General features: G+C 65.0%; 20 protein-coding genes. 12 read left to right on the forward strand and 8 right to left on the reverse strand.

Features of this window, described 5'->3' with window-relative positions; translation table 11 throughout:
- The first annotated feature begins 248 nt into the window (after positions 1 to 248).
- Positions 249 to 2,429, forward strand: a complete 2,181-nt coding sequence (locus tag FJW08_RS21765) for a malate synthase G (protein WP_140812224.1) — start codon at positions 249 to 251, stop codon at positions 2,427 to 2,429.
- Positions 2,430 to 2,435: 6 nt separating this feature from the next.
- On the opposite strand, the gene FJW08_RS21770 is transcribed toward FJW08_RS21765, so the two are convergent.
- Together FJW08_RS21770 and FJW08_RS21775 are read right to left on the reverse strand one after the other, a co-directional pair.
- Complete coding sequence (locus FJW08_RS21770; protein WP_246682489.1) at positions 2,436 to 2,906, reverse strand: GNAT family N-acetyltransferase; 471 nt, start codon at positions 2,904 to 2,906, stop codon at positions 2,436 to 2,438.
- Between the two features lie 130 nt (positions 2,907 to 3,036).
- Positions 3,037 to 4,569: a YifB family Mg chelatase-like AAA ATPase gene (locus tag FJW08_RS21775; RefSeq protein WP_140812225.1), complete on the reverse strand. Its 1,533-nt coding sequence runs from the start codon at positions 4,567 to 4,569 to the stop codon at positions 3,037 to 3,039.
- 449 nt (positions 4,570 to 5,018) lie between these two features.
- Here FJW08_RS21775 and FJW08_RS21780 point away from each other — a divergent pair, with 449 nt between their 5' ends.
- The 4 genes from FJW08_RS21780 (at position 5,019) to FJW08_RS21795 (ending at position 7,437) form a co-directional block, all read left to right on the forward strand.
- Positions 5,019 to 5,390, forward strand: coding sequence for a cupin domain-containing protein (locus tag FJW08_RS21780; RefSeq protein WP_140812226.1), 372 nt, complete (start codon positions 5,019 to 5,021; stop codon positions 5,388 to 5,390).
- Between the two features lie 506 nt (positions 5,391 to 5,896).
- Entirely contained in the window at positions 5,897 to 6,343 is a 447-nt protein-coding gene (locus tag FJW08_RS21785) for a hypothetical protein (protein WP_210241206.1), read from the forward strand.
- A 62-nt stretch (positions 6,344 to 6,405) separates the two neighbouring features.
- Entirely contained in the window at positions 6,406 to 6,828 is a 423-nt protein-coding gene (locus FJW08_RS21790; RefSeq protein WP_140812227.1) for an ester cyclase, read from the forward strand.
- 3 nt (positions 6,829 to 6,831) lie between these two features.
- Positions 6,832 to 7,437, forward strand: a complete 606-nt coding sequence (locus FJW08_RS21795; RefSeq protein WP_140760317.1) for a TetR/AcrR family transcriptional regulator — start codon at positions 6,832 to 6,834, stop codon at positions 7,435 to 7,437.
- A gap of 88 nt (positions 7,438 to 7,525) precedes the next feature.
- Here FJW08_RS21795 and gshB read toward each other — a convergent pair whose 3' ends face one another.
- From gshB to FJW08_RS21810, 3 genes are all read right to left on the reverse strand, one after another.
- Complete coding sequence (gshB, locus tag FJW08_RS21800; RefSeq protein ID WP_140812228.1) at positions 7,526 to 8,470, reverse strand: glutathione synthase; 945 nt, start codon at positions 8,468 to 8,470, stop codon at positions 7,526 to 7,528.
- A gap of 122 nt (positions 8,471 to 8,592) precedes the next feature.
- On the reverse strand, positions 8,593 to 8,967 hold the full coding sequence (locus FJW08_RS21805; RefSeq protein WP_140812229.1) for a GtrA family protein: 375 nt from the start codon (positions 8,965 to 8,967) through the stop codon (positions 8,593 to 8,595).
- A 3-nt stretch (positions 8,968 to 8,970) separates the two neighbouring features.
- Complete coding sequence (locus FJW08_RS21810) at positions 8,971 to 9,972, reverse strand: glycosyltransferase (protein ID WP_140812230.1); 1,002 nt, start codon at positions 9,970 to 9,972, stop codon at positions 8,971 to 8,973.
- A 164-nt stretch (positions 9,973 to 10,136) separates the two neighbouring features.
- Here FJW08_RS21810 and FJW08_RS21815 point away from each other — a divergent pair, with 164 nt between their 5' ends.
- The 7 genes from FJW08_RS21815 (at position 10,137) to FJW08_RS21845 (ending at position 18,070) form a co-directional block, all read left to right on the forward strand.
- Positions 10,137 to 11,930 (forward strand): GtrA family protein, encoded by a 1,794-nt coding sequence (locus FJW08_RS21815; protein ID WP_140812231.1) that lies wholly within the window; start codon positions 10,137 to 10,139, stop codon positions 11,928 to 11,930.
- 202 nt (positions 11,931 to 12,132) lie between these two features.
- Positions 12,133 to 13,482, forward strand: a complete 1,350-nt coding sequence (locus FJW08_RS21820; protein WP_140812232.1) for an EAL domain-containing protein — start codon at positions 12,133 to 12,135, stop codon at positions 13,480 to 13,482.
- A gap of 166 nt (positions 13,483 to 13,648) precedes the next feature.
- On the forward strand, positions 13,649 to 14,416 hold the full coding sequence (locus FJW08_RS21825) for an SDR family oxidoreductase (protein WP_140812233.1): 768 nt from the start codon (positions 13,649 to 13,651) through the stop codon (positions 14,414 to 14,416).
- The gene (locus tag FJW08_RS21830) at positions 14,413 to 15,366 is read left to right on the forward strand and encodes a 2-dehydro-3-deoxygalactonokinase (RefSeq protein ID WP_140812234.1); all 954 of its coding nucleotides are present in this window, start codon (positions 14,413 to 14,415) and stop codon (positions 15,364 to 15,366) included. Before FJW08_RS21825 ends, FJW08_RS21830 begins: the two co-directional genes overlap by 4 nt.
- The gene (locus FJW08_RS21835) at positions 15,363 to 16,001 is read left to right on the forward strand and encodes a 2-dehydro-3-deoxy-6-phosphogalactonate aldolase (protein WP_140812235.1); all 639 of its coding nucleotides are present in this window, start codon (positions 15,363 to 15,365) and stop codon (positions 15,999 to 16,001) included. Before FJW08_RS21830 ends, FJW08_RS21835 begins: the two co-directional genes overlap by 4 nt.
- Positions 16,001 to 16,876, forward strand: a complete 876-nt coding sequence (locus tag FJW08_RS21840; RefSeq protein ID WP_140812236.1) for an SMP-30/gluconolactonase/LRE family protein — start codon at positions 16,001 to 16,003, stop codon at positions 16,874 to 16,876. Before FJW08_RS21835 ends, FJW08_RS21840 begins: the two co-directional genes overlap by 1 nt.
- A gap of 135 nt (positions 16,877 to 17,011) precedes the next feature.
- Positions 17,012 to 18,070 carry a D-alanine:D-lactate ligase-like protein gene (locus FJW08_RS21845; protein ID WP_140812237.1) on the forward strand — a complete coding sequence of 353 codons (1,059 nt, stop codon included), beginning with the start codon at positions 17,012 to 17,014 and terminating at the stop codon, positions 18,068 to 18,070.
- Here the strand turns inward: FJW08_RS21845 and FJW08_RS21850 are convergent.
- From FJW08_RS21850 to FJW08_RS21860, 3 genes are read right to left on the reverse strand one after another with little or no spacing between them, the layout of a single operon-like run.
- Positions 18,067 to 18,354 carry a DUF1330 domain-containing protein gene (locus FJW08_RS21850; protein ID WP_140812238.1) on the reverse strand — a complete coding sequence of 96 codons (288 nt, stop codon included), beginning with the start codon at positions 18,352 to 18,354 and terminating at the stop codon, positions 18,067 to 18,069. The genes FJW08_RS21845 and FJW08_RS21850 overlap by 4 nt on opposite strands.
- A gap of 27 nt (positions 18,355 to 18,381) precedes the next feature.
- Positions 18,382 to 19,095, reverse strand: coding sequence for an orotidine-5'-phosphate decarboxylase (gene pyrF, locus FJW08_RS21855; RefSeq protein WP_181183005.1), 714 nt, complete (start codon positions 19,093 to 19,095; stop codon positions 18,382 to 18,384).
- 26 nt (positions 19,096 to 19,121) lie between these two features.
- Positions 19,122 to 19,718 (reverse strand): NADPH-dependent FMN reductase, encoded by a 597-nt coding sequence (locus FJW08_RS21860; RefSeq protein ID WP_140812240.1) that lies wholly within the window; start codon positions 19,716 to 19,718, stop codon positions 19,122 to 19,124.
- Positions 19,719 to 20,043 lie beyond the last annotated feature (325 nt).

Here is a 20,043-nt window from a genome sequence, read left to right on the forward strand (position 1 = left end):
GGGGGGCGCTGTCCCGCCAGCATCTCCGTTCTCCCTTTGCTCCAACTTTTTGGTGGGGATGACATATCCACGGCAAGATGGGCAGCGTCGGCGATCCTTCGCGCCCCCCTCTGCCCTGCCGGGCATCTCCCCCACGAGGGGGGAGATTGGCTAACCGCCAAAATGCCCCACCTTCATCCTAAGCCGAATTGACCCCGCAACCCCAAACATGCCAAACGCCCGCAAAGCCTTTCATCTGGAGTAGCCTGATGACCGATCGCATCGAGATCGCCGGATTGCGCATTGCCCGCGAGCTGCATGGCTTCGTCGTCGACGAAGCGCTACCCGGCACCGGCATCGAAGCGGCGCGCTTCTGGGACGGGTTCTCAGTCATCGTCCATGATCTCGCGCCCAAGAACCGGGCGCTGCTGGCAAAACGCGACGCCATGCAGGCAAAGCTCGACGGCTGGTACCGCGACAATGGCGCGCCCATCGACATGAACGCCTACAAGGCGTTCCTAAAGGAGATCGGCTATCTCGTTCCGGAAGGGCCGGCCTTCAGCGTCTCGACCGACAATGTCGATCCGGAAATCGCCGTCGTCGCCGGGCCGCAGCTCGTCGTGCCGGTGATGAACGCGCGCTATGCGCTGAATGCCGCCAATGCCCGCTGGGGCTCGCTCTATGACGCGCTCTATGGCACCGACGCCATCCCCGAAACGGACGGCGCTGAGAAGGGCAAGGGCTTCAACCCGGCGCGCGGTACCAAGGTCATCGCCTGGGCCAAGGACTTTCTCGACCAGTCGGTGCCGCTGACCACGGGCAAATGGGCCGGCGTCAACGGGTTGTCCGTCGCGAACGGCGCGCTGAAGGTCGGCGAAGGCGCTGGCTCGACGACGCTGGCCGACCCCAGGCAATTCGTCGGCTATCGCGGCGACGCCGCCAACCCGCAAGCCGTGCTCCTGGTGAAAAACGGGCTGCATGTCGAGATCCTGATCGACCGCGCCAACCAGATCGGCCGCACCGATCCGGCAGGCATTGCCGACGTCATCCTGGAATCGGCGCTGACCACCATCCAGGACTGCGAGGATTCGGTCGCGGCGGTGGACGCTGAGGATAAGGTCGTCGTCTACCGCAACTGGCTCGGCCTGATGAAGGGCGACCTGGCCGAAGAGATCAGCAAGGGCGGCAAGAGTTTCGTCCGCAAGCTCAACCCCGATCGCGTCTACACCGCGCCTGCCGGCGGCACGCTGACCGTGCCTGGCCGCTCATTGATGCTGGTGCGCAATGTCGGCCACCTCATGACCAATCCGGCGATCCTGGGCCGCGACGGCAGCGAGGTGCCGGAAGGCATCATGGACGCCGCGATGACGGCGCTGATCGCACTGCACGACGTCGGGCCGAAGGGGCGGCGGATGAACTCCCGCGCCGGCTCGATGTATGTGGTGAAGCCGAAGATGCACGGGCCGGAGGAGGTCGCCTTCGCGGTCGAGATCTTCGACCGTGTCGAAGCTTTGCTCGGCATGGCCCGGAACACCATCAAGATGGGCATCATGGACGAGGAGCGGCGCACCACGATCAACCTCAAGGAGGCGATCCGCGCGGCACGCGAGCGCGTGGTGTTCATCAACACCGGCTTCCTCGACCGCACCGGCGACGAGATCCACACCTCGATGGAAGCCGGCCCGATGATCCGCAAGGGCGACATGAAGCAGGCCGCCTGGATTTCCGCCTACGAAGCCTGGAATGTCGACACCGGTCTCGAATGCGGGCTCGCCGGCCATGGCCAGATCGGCAAGGGCATGTGGGCGATGCCCGATTTGATGGCGGCCATGCTGGTCGAGAAGATCGCGCACCCCAAGGCCGGCGCCAACACCGCCTGGGTGCCGTCGCCGACGGCGGCGACGCTGCACGCCACGCACTATCACAAGGTCGACGTGCATGCCGTCCAAGCGGCGCTGAAGAGCCGGCCGAAGGCCAGGCTCGACGACATATTGTCGGTGCCGGTGGCCGTGCGGCCGAACTGGACGCCCGACGAGATCCAGCGCGAGCTCGACAACAATGCGCAAGGCATTCTGGGCTATGTCGTGCGCTGGATCGACCAGGGCGTCGGCTGCTCCAAGGTTCCTGACATCAACGATGTCGGCCTGATGGAAGACCGCGCCACGCTGCGCATCTCCTCGCAGCACATCGCCAACTGGCTGCGCCACAAGGTCTGCTCGGAAATCCAGGTCAGGGATTCACTGCAGCGCATGGCCGCAATCGTCGACCTGCAGAATGTCGGCGATCCGCTCTACCGGCCGATGGCGCCGGATTTCGACAGCTCGATCGCCTTCCAGGCCGCCTGCGACCTGGTGTTCGAGGGGACGAGCCAGCCGAACGGCTATACGGAGCCGGTGCTGCATAAGCGGCGGCTGGAGCTGAAGGCGCGGGAGAGGCAGGGATCAGCCTGAAAGTCCTCACACGCCTTTGATCGCGCACGACAGGAATACGTCAGTATGCCTGACATGCGCCGGGATTTCGCGGAAAGGCGCGCAGGGGCTGAAGCCGAACGCCTCATACACAGCAACGGCACTTTTCATGTAAAAACTCGTATGGATTAGCACCGTGCGAGCTGGACCCTTCTCGATTTCCGCCAGCACGGCACCCATTAGTGCGCGGCCTATACCCTGCCCGCGGGAGGATGCGTCGACAAAGAACTTGTGAAGCTCCACCGTGTCGTCGCCGAACTGGTCGAAGGCGAGGCAACCCGCCGGCAGGGTTCCCGACCGAGCAACGAACGCCACGGCATTCGGCGCGCCGAATTGCGATGCCAGTTGAAGGCCGCTGGTTTCCGGCTGGAAGAGCGCCCTTACATCCTCCTCCGAGACGCCAAGAGGTGCGGACGCGTCGACATCCCATTGCGCAAGCCTGCGGCAGAGCATGGCCATGATCACGAAATCTTCGGCGCTGCGCGCCGGTGAAACTGAAATCATCCACGCCCCCGATTAGCCCCGCGCCATCATAGCAGGCACCCTTCGGCGCGAAACGCACATCGTCGAGTGCATTCGAGGGTGGCGTCTACGCCGCCTGTGCCACGCGCTCCGCACTCATCCGATAAGAAATCGCCTCGGCCAGATGGATGCGCCCAACCGTCTCGCTGGCGTCGAGATCGGCCAGCGTGCGGGCCACTTTCAACACCCGGTGGTAGGCCCTTGCGGAAAAGGCAAGTTTTTCGCTAGCGTCCTTGAGCAGCGACAGGCCGGCGGCGTCCGGCATGGCGATCGCCTCGATGACCGCGGGAGAGCAATGCGCGTTGGTGGTGGCGCTGTTGACGCCGAGCCGTTCGAAGCGCTCGCGCTGGAGGCTGCGCGCGCGGCCGACGCGGAGTGCAACTTCGGCGCTCTTCTCCGCCCGGTCGGGCCGGATCAGGTCGCTGGCCGAGACCGCCGGCGCTTCGATCCTGAGATCGATGCGGTCGAGCAGCGGGCCTGAGATGCGTGCCTGATAGTCGGTGCGGCAGCGCTCGCCGCGCAGGCAGCGATAGCCCGGCTCGCCGGCCATGCCGCAGCGGCACGGGTTCATCGCCGCCACCAGCTGGATGCGTGCCGGATAGGTGACGCGGTGGTTGGCGCGCGCGATCATGCAGTCGCCGGTCTCGAGCGGCTGGCGCAGCGCATCGAGCGTCTGCGGCGTGAATTCGGGGAACTCGTCGAGGAACAGCACGCCGTGATGTGCGAGCGACACCTCGCCCGGCCGCGCGCGTATGCCGCCGCCCACCATTGCCGCCATCGAGGCCGAATGATGCGGGGCGCGGAATGGCCGCCGGTCGGTCAGCTTGCCTTCGCCGAGCTCGCCAGCCACCGAGGCGATCATCGAAACCTCGAGTAATTCCTTCGGCGCCAGCGGCGGCAGGATCGACGGCAAACGCTGCGCAAGCATCGATTTGCCGGAACCGGGCGGACCGATCATCAGGAGATTGTGGCCGCCGGCGGCCGCCACTTCCAGCGCCCGCTTCGCCGTCTCCTGGCCCTTGATGTCGGCAAGGTCGGGCAGGTCGCGCGCCGAGGCGTGGATGCCGGCTTCCGGGCGCGACAGCACCTGCGTGCCGCGGAAATGGTTGGCGATGGCAATCAGGCTGCGCGGCGCCAGAATGTCGAATTCCCGCCCCGCCCAGGCCGCTTCCGGTCCGCAGGCGAACGGGCAGATCAGGCCCTTGCCCTGGGCATTGGCGCCGATCGCGGCGGGCAAGGCGCCGGCGACCGCGGTAATGGTGCCGTCGAGCGACAGTTCGCCGAGCACGACATAGCCGGCCAGCATGTCGCCCGGAATAGCGCCGAGAGCCGCCATCAGCCCGAGTGCGATCGGCAGATCGTAATGGCTACCTTCCTTGGGCAGGTCGGCGGGCGCCAGATTGATCGTTACTTTCTTCGACGGCATCGACAGGCCCGACGCATGCAGGGCCGCCTGGACCCGTTCGCGGCTCTCGGCCACCGCCTTGTCCGGCAGGCCGACGATGTGCATGTTGACTTTGCCGGGCGCGATCATCACCTGCACGTCGACCGGCACGGCCTCGATGCCCTGGAAAGCGACCGTACGAACCCGCGCCACCATTTTCTGCCCCCGATGCCGGCTCGCCGCGGGCCTTGTGAACAGGCCGCGAGCGACGTCAACGCAAGACAACCACAGATTTCAGGCCTAGGCAAGAACAATACAAGAACAAAAAGGAGGGATTTCGTGGAAAAGGCTAGCCCTCCCCACGCCCTCGGTTTGTCCCCCACGCAAGGGTTCCACTGGCCCCCCGATCAAACCCGGAACATCTCCGGAACCTGTAACCGCCCCGGTTGCACAGCGCTTGTATGCGGTTGCAGAAAGCGGAACATGGTTAAGACAAAATGAAAACAGGCCATTCGACCCGGCGCCGCAGAGGAGAGGAGCGGGCACGGTCAGTATATATTTTAGCAACTGCTTATAATTGTATGCCGGCTCCAAATGGGATATGAATTCGTCGCGGTTCCGACAATCGCAACGTCAGGCTCCGCGTCGAGTACAGGGAGGATGACATGGCCGGTGTGGAAGTCAGCAAATTTGCGTCCAAGTCTCACAACAGCCCGGATGAAGTTCGCACGCCGGACAAGACGCGCGTCGAAGTGGTGCGCCTTCCCGGCTATACGTTGGGCCGGCTCAACATGGAGCCGGGCTGGAAATGGTCCGAATGCGTGAAGCCGGTAGTCAAGACCGACAGTTGTCAGGTTTCGCATGTCGGCTACGTCGTCTCGGGAACCATCACCATCAAAATGGATGACGGAACCCAGAAAACGTTCGGGCAAGGCACATCCTATACGATACCGCCGGGCCACGACGCCTGGGTGGAAGGCAACGAACGCTTCGTCTGCATCGAAGTCATGAGTGCCGAGCAGTATGCCAAGGCATAGTAGGATCTAGGCTCCAGGCCGAGCGCGGTCGGCAGGTGGTAACGGCTGCCTTCCTTGAGCAGGTCCGCCGCCGATGCCTGGAGCGCCGCCTGTCCGCGCTCGCGGTCACCGCCTTGTCGGGCAGGCCGACGATCTGCATGCCGCCCGGCGCGATTCATCAGCGGGACATCGGCCGCCACGAGGCCGGGAGCCATTGTGCGAACCCGCCACCAGCTGTCCGGGCCCTGAACGAAGTCCGTCCGCCACGCTGCGATCAGGTGAGATCAGACCAACACCCCAGCCCTCGCCGGAGCGATAGCTGCCGCGGCCGACCCGCGTCCAGTGCCCCGGGATGTCAAAACCATCGTCTCCTAATAAGATTATTATTGCAATGAGACAGAAATCTCACTATGAGGTGCCCATCGTTCAATCTCACCCAGGGATCACACCACATGTTTTCGACCCGAGCATTTCATTCCGATGCCTCTGAACATCATCGCTGGACGCCCCCTGGGCCGATCCTTCGAATGTTGCTCGTAGCGGCGCTGCCAATTGGGCTCGCCATGGGCGCCGCGAGCGGCGCGTCTGCCGGATCGTTGAAGGCCGAACTTAGTCAACTGCCGAGAATCCGGGTCCTGCCTGCCGGCGTGGTGCAGATTTCACCCTATGTGCCCGGCATGGGCGAGCATTGGGCGAACCCGGCCAATCTGCCCTTCGGACCCATCTACTGTGTGATCGAGGGCCACATCACCTGCATGGAGTATATGATTTCACAGAAGGATTTCGCCGAAGGCGTCTCCCACAACAAGCTCGTGCCTTGGTTTGACGGCAAGCGGCAGCCTCCCATCAATCACATCGATATCGGGTTCGAGCCAAACGGCCACCATGGCTACGAAATTCCGCACTACGACATTCACATGTATTTCCTGTCGCCGGAGGCCCGTCTGGCCGGCGACAAGCTCGTCACGAAGTAAGACTGCTAATCCGCCGCCGCGCCGATGCCGCGGCATCATTCCCGCGAACAATGAGAACCAAGATGATGCTTACCCCCAAGGACATGGATCGGAAGATTGACGAGCATTTCGGCTTCGAGGCAAGCGACAACGTCGAAGGCGTGCTGCGGACCCTGTCCGAAGACGTCGAGCACGACGTTGTCGGCTGGCCCTTCGGACCCTCACATGGACGCGATGCTGCCCGCTCCTTCTACCAGGCGACGTTTTCCGATCTGGCGGAAAGCTCGGTCGATTGCGTCAAGAGGCTTTACGGCGATGGCTTCCTCGTGGATGAGTCACTATGGCGGGGCCGCGCGCCAGGCCGACCCTTTGGGCTTGAAGGCCGCAATCGTCCTTTGGAGTTCCGGCTGCTCCATGTCATAGAGTTCAACAGCCAGGGCGACATCAAGCGGGAAAATGTCTGGCTCGACCTTGCAGCAATCATTCGGCAACTGCCACAGGACTGATCAATGACCCGAGCGGGTAAGGCCGGACGGCCGAACCAACGGCGGCGGACCCGCAAGGACCTGCTTGAAGCCGCGACGCGGCTCATGAAACAGGGCCGCCAGCCGGCACTCGAAGATGTAGCGGCGGAGGCGCTGGTCTCACGAGCCACCGCCTACCGCTACTTCCCGAGCATCGACGCGCTGCTCCTGGAAGCCTCCATCGACATCGCTGTGCCCGGGCCGGAAGAACTGTTCGAGCATGAATCCTCGACTGATCCGGTGGCGCGCGTTGAGCGCGCCGACCGGGTCCTGCATGACATGATCCTCGCGAATGAGCCCGCACTCCGTGCAATGCTGGCCCAGTCAATCGAGCGCCGGGCCAGAGCCGTCGAGGATGGCGACCTCCCTGCCCGCCAGAACCGACGCACACCGCTGATCGAGGCGGCGCTCGAGCCGGCACGTGATTGGTACCACCCGGAGGACCTCGACAGGCTTGCGAAGGCGCTTGCGCTCATCCTCGGGCCTGAGGCCATGGTGGTGTGCAAGGATGTTTTGCAGCTCGACGATGCGGAAGCGCGTGACGTGAAGCGCTGGGCGATCAGAACGTTGGTCACGGCGGCGCGGAAATGAAATAGCGCGGTCGGTCAGCCGGCTGCGTGGCGGGGTCATTGTCGTGCTGCCCGCAGCAACAGGCGGTAAACAAAGGTCGGGGCGCTGCCTAGAGTCGCCGCTTGCCTTCAACGCAATCCCAGAAAAGACTGGCGATGTCGGCGCCGCCGAAGCGTTGCACTTCGCGCACGCCGGTCGGCGAGGTGACGTTGATCTCGGTCATGTAGTCGCCGATCACGTCGATGCCGACCAGGATGAAGCCGCGTTCCCTCAGCGACGGTCCGATGCGGGCGCATATCTCGCGCTCGCGTTCGGTCAGCTCGGTCTTCTCGGCTCGGCCGCCGACATGCATGTTGGAGCGCGAATCGTGCTCCGCCGGCACCCGGTTGATGGCGCCGACCGGCTCGCCGTCGATCAGGATGATGCGTTTGTCGCCCTTGCGCACATCCTTCAGGTAGCGCTGCACGATATAGGGCTCGCGGAACAACTGGCCGAACATTTCGAGCAGCGAGGCGAGGTTGCGGTCGCCTTCCAGCAGATGGAAGATGCCGGCGCCGCCATTGCCGTAGAGCGGCTTGACGATGATGTCGCCGAATTCCTTGCGGAAGGCGGCGACCTCGAGCGGATCCTTGGTGATCAGCGTGTCCGGCATCAGGTCGGAAAACTCGGTGACGAAGATCTTTTCCGGGCTGTTGCGCACCCAGGCCGGGTCGTTGACGACCAGCGTCTTCGGATGGACGCGCTCGAGGATGTGGGTCGTGGTGATGTAGTTCATGTCGAAGGGCGGGTCCTGGCGCAGCAGGATGACGTCCATCTCCGACAGATCGGTGCGTACCTTTTCGCCCAGCGAGTAGTGGCTGCCCTTCTCGTCGCGCACCTGCATCTCCTCAATGCGGGCAAACACCTTGCCGTCGCGCAGCGACAGCTGGTCTGGCGTGTAATGGAACAAGTGATGACCGCGCCGCTGCGCTTCCAGCGACAGCGCGAACGAGGTGTCGCCGGCGATCGACACGGTGGAGACATGGTCCATCTGGACGGCGATTTTCAGCTTCATGGCAGGTTCCCAGCGCAATTGGAGCGACGTGCATCCCCTTGGATGCACAAACTACGCTCCAACACTTTTGAATTGACAGCGATATAAGGGTCGCGGCGCCTTCTGCCAATCGGGCCACGCCGCTAACGGTCGAAGACCAGCCGCGAGTAACCCAGGAAGGACAGCGTCATGGCCACCAGCGAAGCGATGGCGAGAGCCACGAGAGGCGAGATTGCCGGCACCGCGAACAGGACGGCCGAGTAGACGGCATAGTTGACGATGCTGGTGGCGACGCCGACACCGCCATAGCGGGCGCCTTCCCTTGTCATTCCCCTGCTCGACGGCGAGAAGGTCAGGTGCCGGTTGATCTGCCAGGTGACGCAGAGCGCGAAGCCGATCGACAGGATGCGGCTGACGAACGGCCCGAGCGGTGTGACGGTGAGCAGCAGCCAGAGTGCGGCCGCATCAGTGACGAAACCGATGCCGCCTGCGAAGACAAAGCGGACGACGCGGTGCATCGTTCAGGCCGCGCGCGAGGCCTTGCCCCGTTCCGGCTTCCGAACCACATCGCCCGTGCGGCGCTCGACACGGCCCGAAGGCATGGAGAGATAGAAGATCCGCTTCTGTTCGGCGCGCCCACGCGAGACCGAATCGAGGATCAGTCCGGTCACCGCCGCCAGCATCGACAGAAGCAGCAGGCCGACCGACAGCACCCAGGTCGGCATGCGCGGAACGAGGCCGGTTTCGGCGAATTCGACCAGCACCGGCGCCATCAGGAACAGGCTCGAAGCCAGGAAGAACAGCGAAAAGGCGCCGAAGAAGCGCAGCGGTTGCGTCTCCTTCATCAGCATGGCGAACATCCACAGGATCCTGGCGCCGTCGCGGAAGGTCGACAGCTTCGACGACGAGCCTTCCGGCCGGCGGCCGTAGTCGAGCGCGATTTCGCTGACCGGCAATTTGAGCTGCGAGGCGTGCACCGACATTTCGGTCTCGATCTCGAAGCCGCCGGAGACGGCGGGAAAGCTCTTGACGAAACGCCTGGTGAAGACGCGGTAGCCGGAGAAGATGTCGGTGAAATCGCTGCCGAACAGCCATTTGTAGAGGCCGTTGAAGACCCGGTTGCCGAAGGCATGCCCGGCGCGGCCGGCATCGTCGGTGACACCACGCCTGGTGCCCACTACCATGTCGGACCGCTCGGTCAAGAGCGTGTTGATCAGCTGCGGCGCGTCGTCGGGCGCATAAGTGCCGTCGCCGTCGGCCATCACATAGATGTCGGCGTCGATGTCGGCGAACATGCGCCGCACCACATTGCCCTTGCCCTGGCGCGGCTCGCGAACCACGATGGCGCCGGCCGCGCGGGCGCGCAGGGCCGTCAGATCCTTCGAATTGTTGTCGTAGACATAGATGGTCGCCGCGGGCAGCGTCTCGCGGAACCGCCGCACCACCTCGGCGATGGTCAGCTCCTCGTTGTAGCAAGGCAGGAGCACGGCGATGACGGGTTCATGGCTGATGTCTTGCGGCATTTTCGTCTCCGAATGCCTTGTCGACCATGCGGTCGCGCTCCGGAAACCGGCCGCGTTCAGGCGGTTTTACTATTTATTGAAGCCGTTAAGGCTAGGTTTAAGACCGACTTCATGAGTGTCGATTGGCCTGGAAAGGCCCGGCATTCCCGCCAAGGGCGATCGGGATGGGCACAGCAAGGGGAACTTCCACCTGGAAGTCCGATATCGCGTTCGCGCTGCTTGCCGCATTGCTGCTGATGGCGCTCGGGGCCCTGCAGGGGTTCCCGCAACTCGCCAATCCGGCGGGCGACAATGACAGCCTGCTGCAATTGGTCGAAGTCCGCGACCTGCTGGCGGGCCAGGGCTGGTTCGACCTGCACCAGTACAGGATGGGGCTGGAGGGCGGCTTCGTCATGCACTGGTCGCGTCTGCTCGATGCGCCGCTGGCGCTGAGCATCCTTGCCGCTTCGGCCCTGACGGGCAGCGCCGCCTTGGCCGAACAAATCGTGCAAGTGCTCTGGCCTGCGCTGCAGTTCTGGCTGGCGGTCTTCTTCACCATCCGCGTCGCGCGCGCTTTCGCCGGCGCGTCCGCCGTGCTGCCCGCCGCCGTCGTCGGCGGGGCGGCCTTGTATTACATCGGGATTTTTTCCCCAGGCGCGCTCGATCATCACAATGTCCAGCTGATGCTGACGCTGGCGGGCCTGGCCTTGCTGCTCGAGGCGCCCACGCAGCAGCCGGCTGCCCTTGTCGCGGGCATCTGCGCCACGCTGACCCTGGCCATCGGCATGGAAAGCGCGCCCTATGCCGGCACCCTCGGCGCCGTCGTCGCGCTGCTGTTTCTCGGCAAGGGTGACGGTGAAAGGCTGATCGCCAGGGATTTCGGCCTCGGCGTCGCCGGCGCCTCGGCTTTGGTCTTCGCCGCCACCAACCCCGTCTCGTCCTGGGGCCAGGCCCAATGCGACACGTTCTCGGTCGTCCAGTTCGCCGTGACCGGGCTTGCCGGCACCGGTCTGGCAATCATTGCTTCATGGAAGGCCGCCAACGCGACGGCCGCCCGGCGCCTGATGTCGCTTGGCTTGCTTGCCGTCGCCCTCGCTCTCGTTGTTGGGCTCCTATACCCGCAATGCCTGGCGGCGCCCTATGCCCATCTCGACCCGCGCCTGCAGCAGATGTGGCTCGGCTATATCGAGGAGGCGCAGTCGATCGTCCAGCTTGTCGCCGACGATCCGGCCAGGGCCGTGGCGCGTTTTGCGACGCCCCTGGTGGCGATCGTCCTGATGGCGCTCCGCTTCAGCCATGGTGGCTGGCGGCGGCAGGACAGCCTCGTCGCCGCACTGCTGGTGGTGGCGGTCCTGGTCAGCGCCTGGGAAGTCCGAGGCTCGACCTTTTCCATCGCCTTCGCGGTGATTCCGCTTTCGGCCTGGATCGCCAAATGGCGGCAGCGGGCGGAGGCCCGCCCCTCCAGCGGCTCCGTGCTCAGAATGGCCGCAGCCTGGCTGATCTCGGTCAATGCGATCTGGTCGGGTGCCGCCGAGGCCGCCTCGAGCGTTTTCGCAACCACCGCACCCGCCAGGGACGCCAGCATCGATGCGCCCTGCAACAGCAAGGCCTCGTTCGCCGTGCTTGGCGCGATGGCCCCTACCACGGTGCTTGCCATCTCCAATCTTGGTTCGCCCGTCCTCGCCTTTACCGGTCATCGCGTGTTCGCCGGGCCCTATCATCGCAACGTCGCCGGAAACCTGCTCGTGTTCGATGCCTTGCTGGGCTCGGCCAGCGACGCGAAAGCCATCGTCGAAAGCCACCATGTCGGCCTTGTCGCGCTCTGCCGCGGCAACCCAGAAAGCCGGCTGTTCGCGGCCAGGGCGCCGGACGGTTTTCTGGCCGGGCTGATGCGCGGCAGCGTGCCGGAATGGCTGGAGCCGGTCGCGGAGACCAGGGGCAGCCCCCTGGAGCTCTACCGCGTCAAGTCAAACGGCTGAAAATCCGGGTGCTCGACGTATCTTGTAGCCGGCTTCACGAAGGTATCCGGCGTCTGGGCACGGGTCACGGCGAAAGGCGGATCCCGTTTTCGGAATCGTGCTCCGGCTACAAAAATCGTTTTTGGGATACGTTTCCTAAAGGGTTTGCTGCCAGTCTCGAAATAAATTCCGACGACAAGAGCAGGGACGAGCAGGGACACCGATGCAAACTCCGTTTGGCACCGGTCAGGCAAACAGGGAAAGCACGGATCTGGCGTTCACCGATCCGTTGACCGGGCTTGGCAATCATCGCCGCTTCTTCGACAAGGTGGACCGCCTGATCAGCGACCGCGCCGACGATCCCGCGCCCTTCACCGTCGGCATTCTCGATCTCGACGGCTTCAAGCCGATCAACGACCTGTTCGGCCACAAGGCCGGCGACGACATCCTGATCCAGGTCGCGATGCGGCTGCGCGCCTCGATGGACGGCCATTCGACCGTCTGCCGCATCGGCGCCGACGAATTCGCCTTCCTCTACCCCCTGGTGTTCTCGGAGGAGGCGGCGGCGGAAAAATCCCGCATGCTGATCGAGATCCTGTCGGCGCCTTATGATGTCGGCGAGCGCACCGCCAGGCTCTCGGCCTCGGTCGGCTGCTCGCTGTTCTATTCCGGCGACGAGACCACCGAGATTCTCATCAACAAGGCCGAAACGGCGCTTTACCATGCCAAGCGTTCCGGCCGCGGCCGCGTCGTCGTCTACACCCGTGAGATGGAAGAGGCCGCCAAACGCGTCACCCGCATCGAGCAGGCGCTGCGCCGCGCCGTCTCCGCCGGCGAGGTGGAGCCGCATTTCCAGCCGATCGTCGATCTCACCACGCGCCGCACCATCGGCTTCGAGACGCTGGCGCGCTGGACCGACCGCGACCTCGGCGCGGTGCCGCCGACCGTCTTCATCCCCATCGCCGAGGAGCGCGGCATCATCGGCCCGCTGTCGCAGCTGGTGCTGCGCAAGGCGACCGAAGCCGCCAGGAGCTGGCCGAAGGACCTGTTCCTGTCCTTCAACCTGTCGCCCTCCCAGCTCGTCGACCAGAACACCGGCTTGCACATACTGGCGATCCTCGACCGCACCGGCTTCGATCCCCGCCGGCTGGAGATCGAGATCACCGAAACCGGCCTGATGAACGACCCGGCCTCGGCCGCGCAGATCGTCGAGGATCTGCGCCGTGTCGGCATTCGCGTCTCGCTCGACGATTTCGGCACCGGCCAGTCCTCGCTCGGCCGTCTGCGTGAATTCCATTTCGACAAGCTCAAGATCGACCGCGCCTTCGTCTCCTCCATTCTCGACGACCGGCCATCCGAACACATCATCCGCGCCATCCTCGCCATGTGCGAAGGGCTCGGCATGGACGTGGTCGCCGAAGGCATCGAAGAGGAAGCGCAGGCCGACCGGCTGGTCCAGTTCGGTTGCGCCGGCGGGCAGGGCTATCTCTTCGGCAAGCCGGCCGATGCCGACGCCACGTTGGGCTACCTCCGCGATTCCTTCCGTGGCGCCTTGCGCGCCAAGGCGGTCTGAGCGCCAGATTTCGGCGTTGCCCGCCATGCGGCGATGCCGCCTGGCGGGTCGCGCCCGGACGCGATCGCCTTTTGTCCGACATAAGCCTGAAATAGCGTCTTTTCGCCCTTGCCCGCCGGACGTGTCTGGCTAGGATGCGCGCCGGTTGACCCGGGAGACGAAAATCATGATGCCATCGGCGCGTTTTGCCGACCTCGAAGGCGCTTCGGTGCTGATCACCGGCGGCGGCTCCGGCATCGGCGCGGCATTGACCGCAGGATTCATGCGGCAGGGCGCCAAGGTCGCCTTCATCGACATCGCCGACACGCCGAGCACCGCGCTCGCCGACCGCATCGAGAAGGAGTTCGGCCGGCGTCCGCTCTACCTCAAGACCGATCTGCGCGATGTCGAGGCCTTGCGCGCCTCCGCGGCAACGGCCGCCGACACGCATGGCGACGTCACCGTGCTGGTCAACAACGCAGCCTGGGACGAACGCCATGCCGTCGAGGACGTCACCGTCGAGTTCTGGGACAACAACCTTTCCATTAACCTGCGGCCGCATTTCTTCACCGCGCAGGCCGTGGCACCAGGCATGAAGCGGGCCGGCGGCGGCTCGATCATCAATTTCACTTCGACATCCTACCTGATCAACCACCCCGACATGCCGGCCTATACCGCCGCCAAGGCGGGCATACTCGGCCTCACCAAGGGGTTGGCCGGCAAGCTCGGCCCCGACCGCATCCGCGTCAACGCCGTCGCGCCCGGCTGGGTGATCACCGAACGGCAGCAGGAGCGCTGGGTGACCGAAGAGGCGCTTGCCGCTCACGTCGCCAAGCAGTGCATCAGGGATGTCATGCGGCCGGACGACATGGTCGGCACGGTGCTGTTCCTGGCCTCGGATGCCTCGCGCATGCTGACCGCGCAGATGCTGATCGTCGATGGAGGCTTCCTGTGAGCCCAGCCAGCAGCGTTCCGGCAGTCGCGGCGCTCGATTGGGGTACGACCCGGCTTCGGGCCTGGCTGATCGACGGAAGCGGCAAGGTGCTTGCCGAGCGTCGCGGCGACGATGGCCTGATCACCGCGCGCGAAAAGGGTTTTGTCAACGTCCTGGAGGGCCATCTGGCAGCGATGGGCGCGCCGGAGGAATTGCCCGTCATCATCTGCGGCATGGCCGGCTCCCGCCAAGGTTGGCTGGAGGCGCCTTATGTCAGCGTGCCGTCGCCGCTCGGCGCCATTCTCGGCGGCGCGGCCCGGGTGCCCGGCCAGAAACGTGACATCCGTATCGTACCCGGCCTTGCCCAGCGCCTGGCCGACGCGCCCGACGTCATGCGCGGCGAGGAGACGCAGTTAGCCGGCGCCGGCCTGCCGGCCAGGGGCCGCGAACTGGTTTGCATGCCTGGCACTCATTCGAAATGGGTGCTGGTCGAGGACGGCGCCGTCGCCGGCTTCGGCACCTGGCCGACAGGCGAACTGTTTTCCGTGCTTGCGGCGCACTCGATCCTGCGTCATTCGCTGGGCGAACATCCAGGCCCGGTTGCTGCCGACAATCCGTTCTTCCGCCGCTGGTGCGAAATTGCACTGGGCGAGGGTGGTGACGTCACCTCGCGGCTGTTTGCCATCCGCGCCGCCGGCCTGCTCCAGGATCTCGAGGCCGATGACGCGGCCGCCTGCCTGTCCGGCCTGCTGATCGGCGGCGAGATCGCCTCCGCGAAACGGCGCCACGGCGCCGGGGCCACGTCGGCGGTGCTGATTGCGTCGGGGGCTCTGGCGGTGCTTTACCAGACCGCGCTCGGCCTTGCCGGACTTGGTGTGCGGACAGTCGATGCGGACGAGGCTGTACGCGCCGGCCTGGTCGAGGCCGCGCGCGAGAACGGCATGATCGCCAGAACCGGAGCAGCCCTATGAGCCAGACCGCACCCTTTCCAAAACTCAAGCGCGGCCTGGTCGCCATCCTGCGCGGTTTGAAGCCCACCGAGGCGATCGCCATGGGTCAGGCGCTGTTCGACGCCGGCATCGAGGCGATCGAAGTGCCGCTCAACTCGCCCCAGCCATTCTCGTCGATCGCCAGGATTGTCCAAGTGCTGCCGAAGTCAGCCCTGGTCGGCGCCGGCACGGTGCTGACGGCGGCCGATGTCGACGGGTTGCAGCAGGCTGGTGGGCGGCTGCTGGTCAGCCCCAACATCGATGCCGAGGTGATGGCGCGCGCCATGCATTACGGCATGGTGACCATGCCCGGTGTGTTCACGCCCACAGAGGCCTTCCAGGCGATCCGGCTTGGCGCCTCAGCCCTGAAATTCTTTCCGGCGAGCGCGCTGGGCGCATCGGGCATTTCGGCGATCCGGGCGGTGCTGCCGGCGCAGACGCTGGTCGGCGCCGTCGGCGGCGTTTCCGAGAAGGATTTTGCCGGCTACAAGGCGGTTGGCGTGACGGTCTTCGGTCTTGGCTCCAGCCTGTTCAAGCCGGGCATGAGCGTCGACGACGTGGCGGCGCGGGCGCACGCTGCCGTGGGAGCCTGGGACGCGGTGTTCGGAGACGCATGATGAGCGAGGTTTCGGTTTTTTCCGACCATGTCTGCGAGCTCGGCGAAGGGCCAAGCTACGATCCCGCCACCGATGCGCTGTTCTGGTTCGACATCGTCAACGGACAGCTCCTGGAAAAGTCCGTGGCCGGCGGTGCGCTGAAGATCCACGAGCTCGGCCAGATGGCGAGCGCCATCGCCATCATCGACGACAAGCGCCAGCTGATCGCCACCGAAACCGGTCTCTTCGTCCGCGACGTCGCGACCGGCCGGATGACGCTGCATACGCCTGTCGAGGCGGACAACCCCCTTACCCGCTCCAACGATTCCCGTGTCCATCCCTGCGGCGCCTTGTGGATGGGGACGATGGGCAAGAGCGAATCGAAGGGCGCCGGTGCGATCTACTGGTTCTTCAAGGGCGAACTGCGCAAGCTGTTCTCCGGCATCACCGTGTCGAACTCGATTTGTTTCTCCGCGGATGGCGCGCTCGCCTACTACACCGACACCTCGACCGGGCTGCTGATGCGCGTCGCCTGCGATCCGGTCACCGGCCTGCCCTCTGGAGAACCAAACGTGTTCGTCGATCACCGTTCGTCCAAGGGCTATGTCGACGGATCGGTCGTCGACCGCGACGGCGTGCTGTGGAATGCCGTCTGGGGCGGCAAGGCGGTCAAGGCCTATTCGCCCGACGGCACATTGCTGCGCGAAATTGCGATGCCGGTGACGCAGCCCTCCTGCCCGGCCTTTGTCGGCAGGAATGCCGATCGGCTCGCGGTAACGTCGGCCTGGAAAGGCAAGGACGACAAGCAGCGCCAGCTCGATCCGCAGGCCGGCATGACCTTTCTGCTCGATATTCCCGTCAACGGCCGCTTCGAACCGCGCTTGCTGATCGCCTGAACAGGCCGGCGATCGGCTCCGCTCATATCTATCGTGGTGCTGTCACGCAGGCGTCCGGCTTGAGTCGGTTTCGCGAAAGCCGTTTGCGTCGGCCGTGCGATGCTGGGCGATCGCGCCGCCGGGAATGTTCGTCTTATGTCGAGTCACAAGCCAAAGCTGATCCTCGTCCACGAACCTGAGAAGGCCTGCTTCGACCGCCTGGTCGCCGACGGCCATGCGCCGCAGCACGCCGCCGAGATTTCGTCCTACCTGGCGCAATCGACCGATCTCGCCCCCGAATTCGATGCGCTGGCCGCCGCCTGTGACAGGCGTGGCCTCGCCTTCGCCGCGGTGGAGCTGGACCATGCTGCAAGCACGCTCACCGAAGCCGATCCTTCCACGACGCTGGTCTGGACGCTGACCGACGGCATCGCCTATTTCCGTGGCGGCGCCGCACCCGCGCTGGCGCGGCTCAACGGCTTGAGGACGATCGGTGCCGATGATTCGCTCTTCGCGCTCTGCCAGGACAAGTTCCGTTCCGGCGCCGTGCTTGGCGCGCTCGGCCTGCCGGTCCCGCAGGCGGGTCTTGCCCGGGATGGAACCTGGCTGGTCGCGCCGCCGGCCTCCGCGGCGGGCTGGTTCGTCAAGCCCAACCGGCTCGGCGCCAAGATCGGCATCTGGTCGGATTCGCGCATAACCGATCTCGGTCACGCGCTGGAGCTTAGCCGGCGTGTTTTCGCGGCCTATCGCGATGATGTCGTCGTCCAGCCCTATGTCGGCGGCCGCAATGTGCGCGCCAGCTTCCTCGGGTTGACGCCGCAAGTTGGTGTCGAGGCGCTTGGCATTGTCTTTGTCGAGTCAGGCGCCGATTTCCAGACCATGGCCGACAGCCTGGCGCTTTATGGCGACACCGGCGAGGCGGCAAAGGCTGCCGGGCACTATGCCGAACCCGAACTCGCCCCGGTCGCGGCCAGCCAGCCGGTGGCCGATGCCAGGATCCGCGCGATTGCCAAACGGTTGATGGACGGGCTCGGCCTGCGCGACGTGTTTTCCGTCGACCTGCGCGTCGAGCCCGACGATAATGTTCATCTCATCGAGTTCGAGGTCTGCCCCGGCCTGCCGTGCTTCGATTTCCGCTCCTATTGCCGCCAGCAATGGGGGCTGAGCCTGGCCGACGCGATGGCGGAAACCGCGGCGAACAGGCTCTTCCGCTAGATGCCTTCCACCAGCACGATCTCGCCGTCGGCGACGTTCTGGCGGATCGCCACCGCGCGTTGATACTCCGGCGAGTGATAGCAATCATGCGCGGCCGCGAGCGATTCGAACTCGATGAGCACATTGCGCGCCCGCCCTGGGCCCTCGGCTTTCTCATGCTCGCCGCCACGGGCCAGGAATTTCGCGCCGAAGCGCTCGAAAGCCGGTTTCGCCGCCGCGACGTAATCCTTGTAGCCTTCCGCGTCGCGCACATCGACGCGGGCGATCCAGTATCCCTTGGGCATTCTCTTTCTCCTGTCCGTGCGGGCTCGTCAGGCCGAGCGCATTTCTTCGAGTATCGCCTCCGCCGCGGCGCGCCGGTCGCCGGCCGCCACGATCGGCCGGCCGACCACGAGGTAGCTGGCGCCGTTGCGGATCGCCTGTGCCGGGGTTACCACGCGCTTCTGGTCGCCATGGTCGCTGCCCGCAGGCCGGATGCCGGGCGTCACCACCGCCATGTCGGGGCCGACGATGCGGCGCACCGCTTCGGCCTCCGCGGCCGAGCAGACGATGCCGCCCATGCCGGCATGCAGCGCCTGTTCCGAGCGCCTCAGCACCAGCGTGTGCGGGTCATATTCATAGCCGACGTCGATCATGTCCTGCTCGTCCATCGAGGTCAGCACGCTGATGGCGAGCAGGCAAAGCTCGCTGCCGCGCGCTGCCTCCACCGCCGCGTGCATCGCCTTGGGATAGGCATGGATGGTCAGCATGGTCATGCCCATCTTGACGATGTTTTCGACGCCCTTGGCCACCGTGTGGTCGATGTCGAGCAGCTTCATGTCGAGGAAGATTTTCGTCCCGCCGCTGGCCAGCTCCCTGGCAAAGTCGAGCCCGCCGGCGAAGGCCAGCTGATAGCCGATCTTGTAGAAGGAGACGACACCGTCGAGCTCGCGCACCGCCTGCTCGGCTTCCTTCACGGTCGGCACGTCGAGGCCGACGATCAATCTTTCCTGCATGGATTTGGCCTGCATGGGGTGGGTTTGTATGGGATGGGCCTGCATGGTAGCGGCAGTCACGCCTCGACCCTGGTCGACAGCATGCGTGAGGTTTCGATCAGCGTGCGGCATAGGTGCTCCATCGATTTGTGCAGTCTTTCGTCGCGGAGATGGCCGTCCCCGTCGAAGGCGTCGCCACCCTCCGGCACCGAGCATTCCGGCGTCACCACCTCCATCTGGCAGCGCACCAGGACGGCGCGCAGATGGTTGATGCAGCGGATGCCGGCAAAATGGCCTTTGGAGGATGAGCAGAGGCCCGCGACCTTGCCGGCAAGCGGCCTGACCGACTGGCCGCCATCCCGTCGCACCCGGCTCACCCAGTCGATCGTGTTCTTGAGCAGCGGCGGGATGGAGCCGTTATATTCCGGCGTCGCGATCAGCAGCCCGTCATGAGAGGCGATCAGCCGCGCGAGCTTCTGGGCGTTCTCGGGGACGCCCCTTTCCTTCTCCAGGTCCTCGTCTAGGATCGGCAAGGGATAGTCGGCGAGCGAAATGCGGGTGACCTCGGCGCCTTGCAGCGCAAGTTCCTTCTGCGCCGCGTCGGCGGTCCTGCCGCTATAGGCGCCGCCGCGCACCGAGCCGGCGAAGACGAGGATTTTCGGGATCACTGCCATTGGCCACCCTTGTTCTGGGACTGGTACAGCCAAGGTTCGATCAAATCAACGCATCAAACGGAAACCGCAACTCTAAACTTCGTCATCCTGGGGCGAAGCAGGAGCGAAGCTCCGTCGCGGAGAACCCTAGGATCCATGCCGCGACATTCGCCGAAGGACGCAATGGAGCAGAACTCCCCACCGCAGCAGCGCCTCGAAGTCGCGGCATGGATCCTCGGGTCTGCGCCGCGTCGCCTCGCTCCTTGCCCCGCCCGTGGATGATGAAGTCCTGGGGCTTCCGCCAATCGCCAAGGTATGCTGCCAGCATCAGGAACCGCGAGCGCCT

The organism is Mesorhizobium sp. B3-2-1 (genome assembly GCF_006439515.1).
GTDB lineage: Bacteria > Pseudomonadota > Alphaproteobacteria > Rhizobiales > Rhizobiaceae > Mesorhizobium.

Bases quoted from the DNA above. Each gene is read 5' to 3' on its own strand.
- FJW08_RS21795 (WP_140760317.1), top strand. From the start codon at position 6,832: ATGACCCGAGCGGGTAAGGCCGGACGGCCGAACCAACGGCGGCGGACC.
- FJW08_RS21825 (WP_140812233.1), top strand. From the start codon at position 13,649: ATGATGCCATCGGCGCGTTTTGCCGACCTCGAAGGCGCTTCGGTGCTG.
- FJW08_RS21845 (WP_140812237.1), top strand. From the start codon at position 17,012: ATGTCGAGTCACAAGCCAAAGCTGATCCTCGTCCACGAACCTGAGAAG.
- FJW08_RS21785 (WP_210241206.1), top strand. From the start codon at position 5,897: ATGTTGCTCGTAGCGGCGCTGCCAATTGGGCTCGCCATGGGCGCCGCG.
- FJW08_RS21790 (WP_140812227.1), top strand. From the start codon at position 6,406: ATGATGCTTACCCCCAAGGACATGGATCGGAAGATTGACGAGCATTTC.
- FJW08_RS21775 (WP_140812225.1), bottom strand. From the start codon at position 4,569: ATGGTGGCGCGGGTTCGTACGGTCGCTTTCCAGGGCATCGAGGCCGTG.
- FJW08_RS21770 (WP_246682489.1), bottom strand. From the start codon at position 2,906: ATGGCCATGCTCTGCCGCAGGCTTGCGCAATGGGATGTCGACGCGTCC.
- FJW08_RS21805 (WP_140812229.1), bottom strand. From the start codon at position 8,967: ATGCACCGCGTCGTCCGCTTTGTCTTCGCAGGCGGCATCGGTTTCGTC.
- FJW08_RS21765 (WP_140812224.1), top strand. From the start codon at position 249: ATGACCGATCGCATCGAGATCGCCGGATTGCGCATTGCCCGCGAGCTG.
- FJW08_RS21820 (WP_140812232.1), top strand. From the start codon at position 12,133: ATGCAAACTCCGTTTGGCACCGGTCAGGCAAACAGGGAAAGCACGGAT.
- FJW08_RS21780 (WP_140812226.1), top strand. From the start codon at position 5,019: ATGGCCGGTGTGGAAGTCAGCAAATTTGCGTCCAAGTCTCACAACAGC.
- FJW08_RS21840 (WP_140812236.1), top strand. From the start codon at position 16,001: ATGAGCGAGGTTTCGGTTTTTTCCGACCATGTCTGCGAGCTCGGCGAA.
- gshB (WP_140812228.1), bottom strand. From the start codon at position 8,470: ATGAAGCTGAAAATCGCCGTCCAGATGGACCATGTCTCCACCGTGTCG.
- FJW08_RS21850 (WP_140812238.1), bottom strand. From the start codon at position 18,354: ATGCCCAAGGGATACTGGATCGCCCGCGTCGATGTGCGCGACGCGGAA.
- FJW08_RS21835 (WP_140812235.1), top strand. From the start codon at position 15,363: ATGAGCCAGACCGCACCCTTTCCAAAACTCAAGCGCGGCCTGGTCGCC.
- FJW08_RS21860 (WP_140812240.1), bottom strand. From the start codon at position 19,718: ATGGCAGTGATCCCGAAAATCCTCGTCTTCGCCGGCTCGGTGCGCGGC.
- FJW08_RS21810 (WP_140812230.1), bottom strand. From the start codon at position 9,972: ATGCCGCAAGACATCAGCCATGAACCCGTCATCGCCGTGCTCCTGCCT.
- FJW08_RS21815 (WP_140812231.1), top strand. From the start codon at position 10,137: ATGGGCACAGCAAGGGGAACTTCCACCTGGAAGTCCGATATCGCGTTC.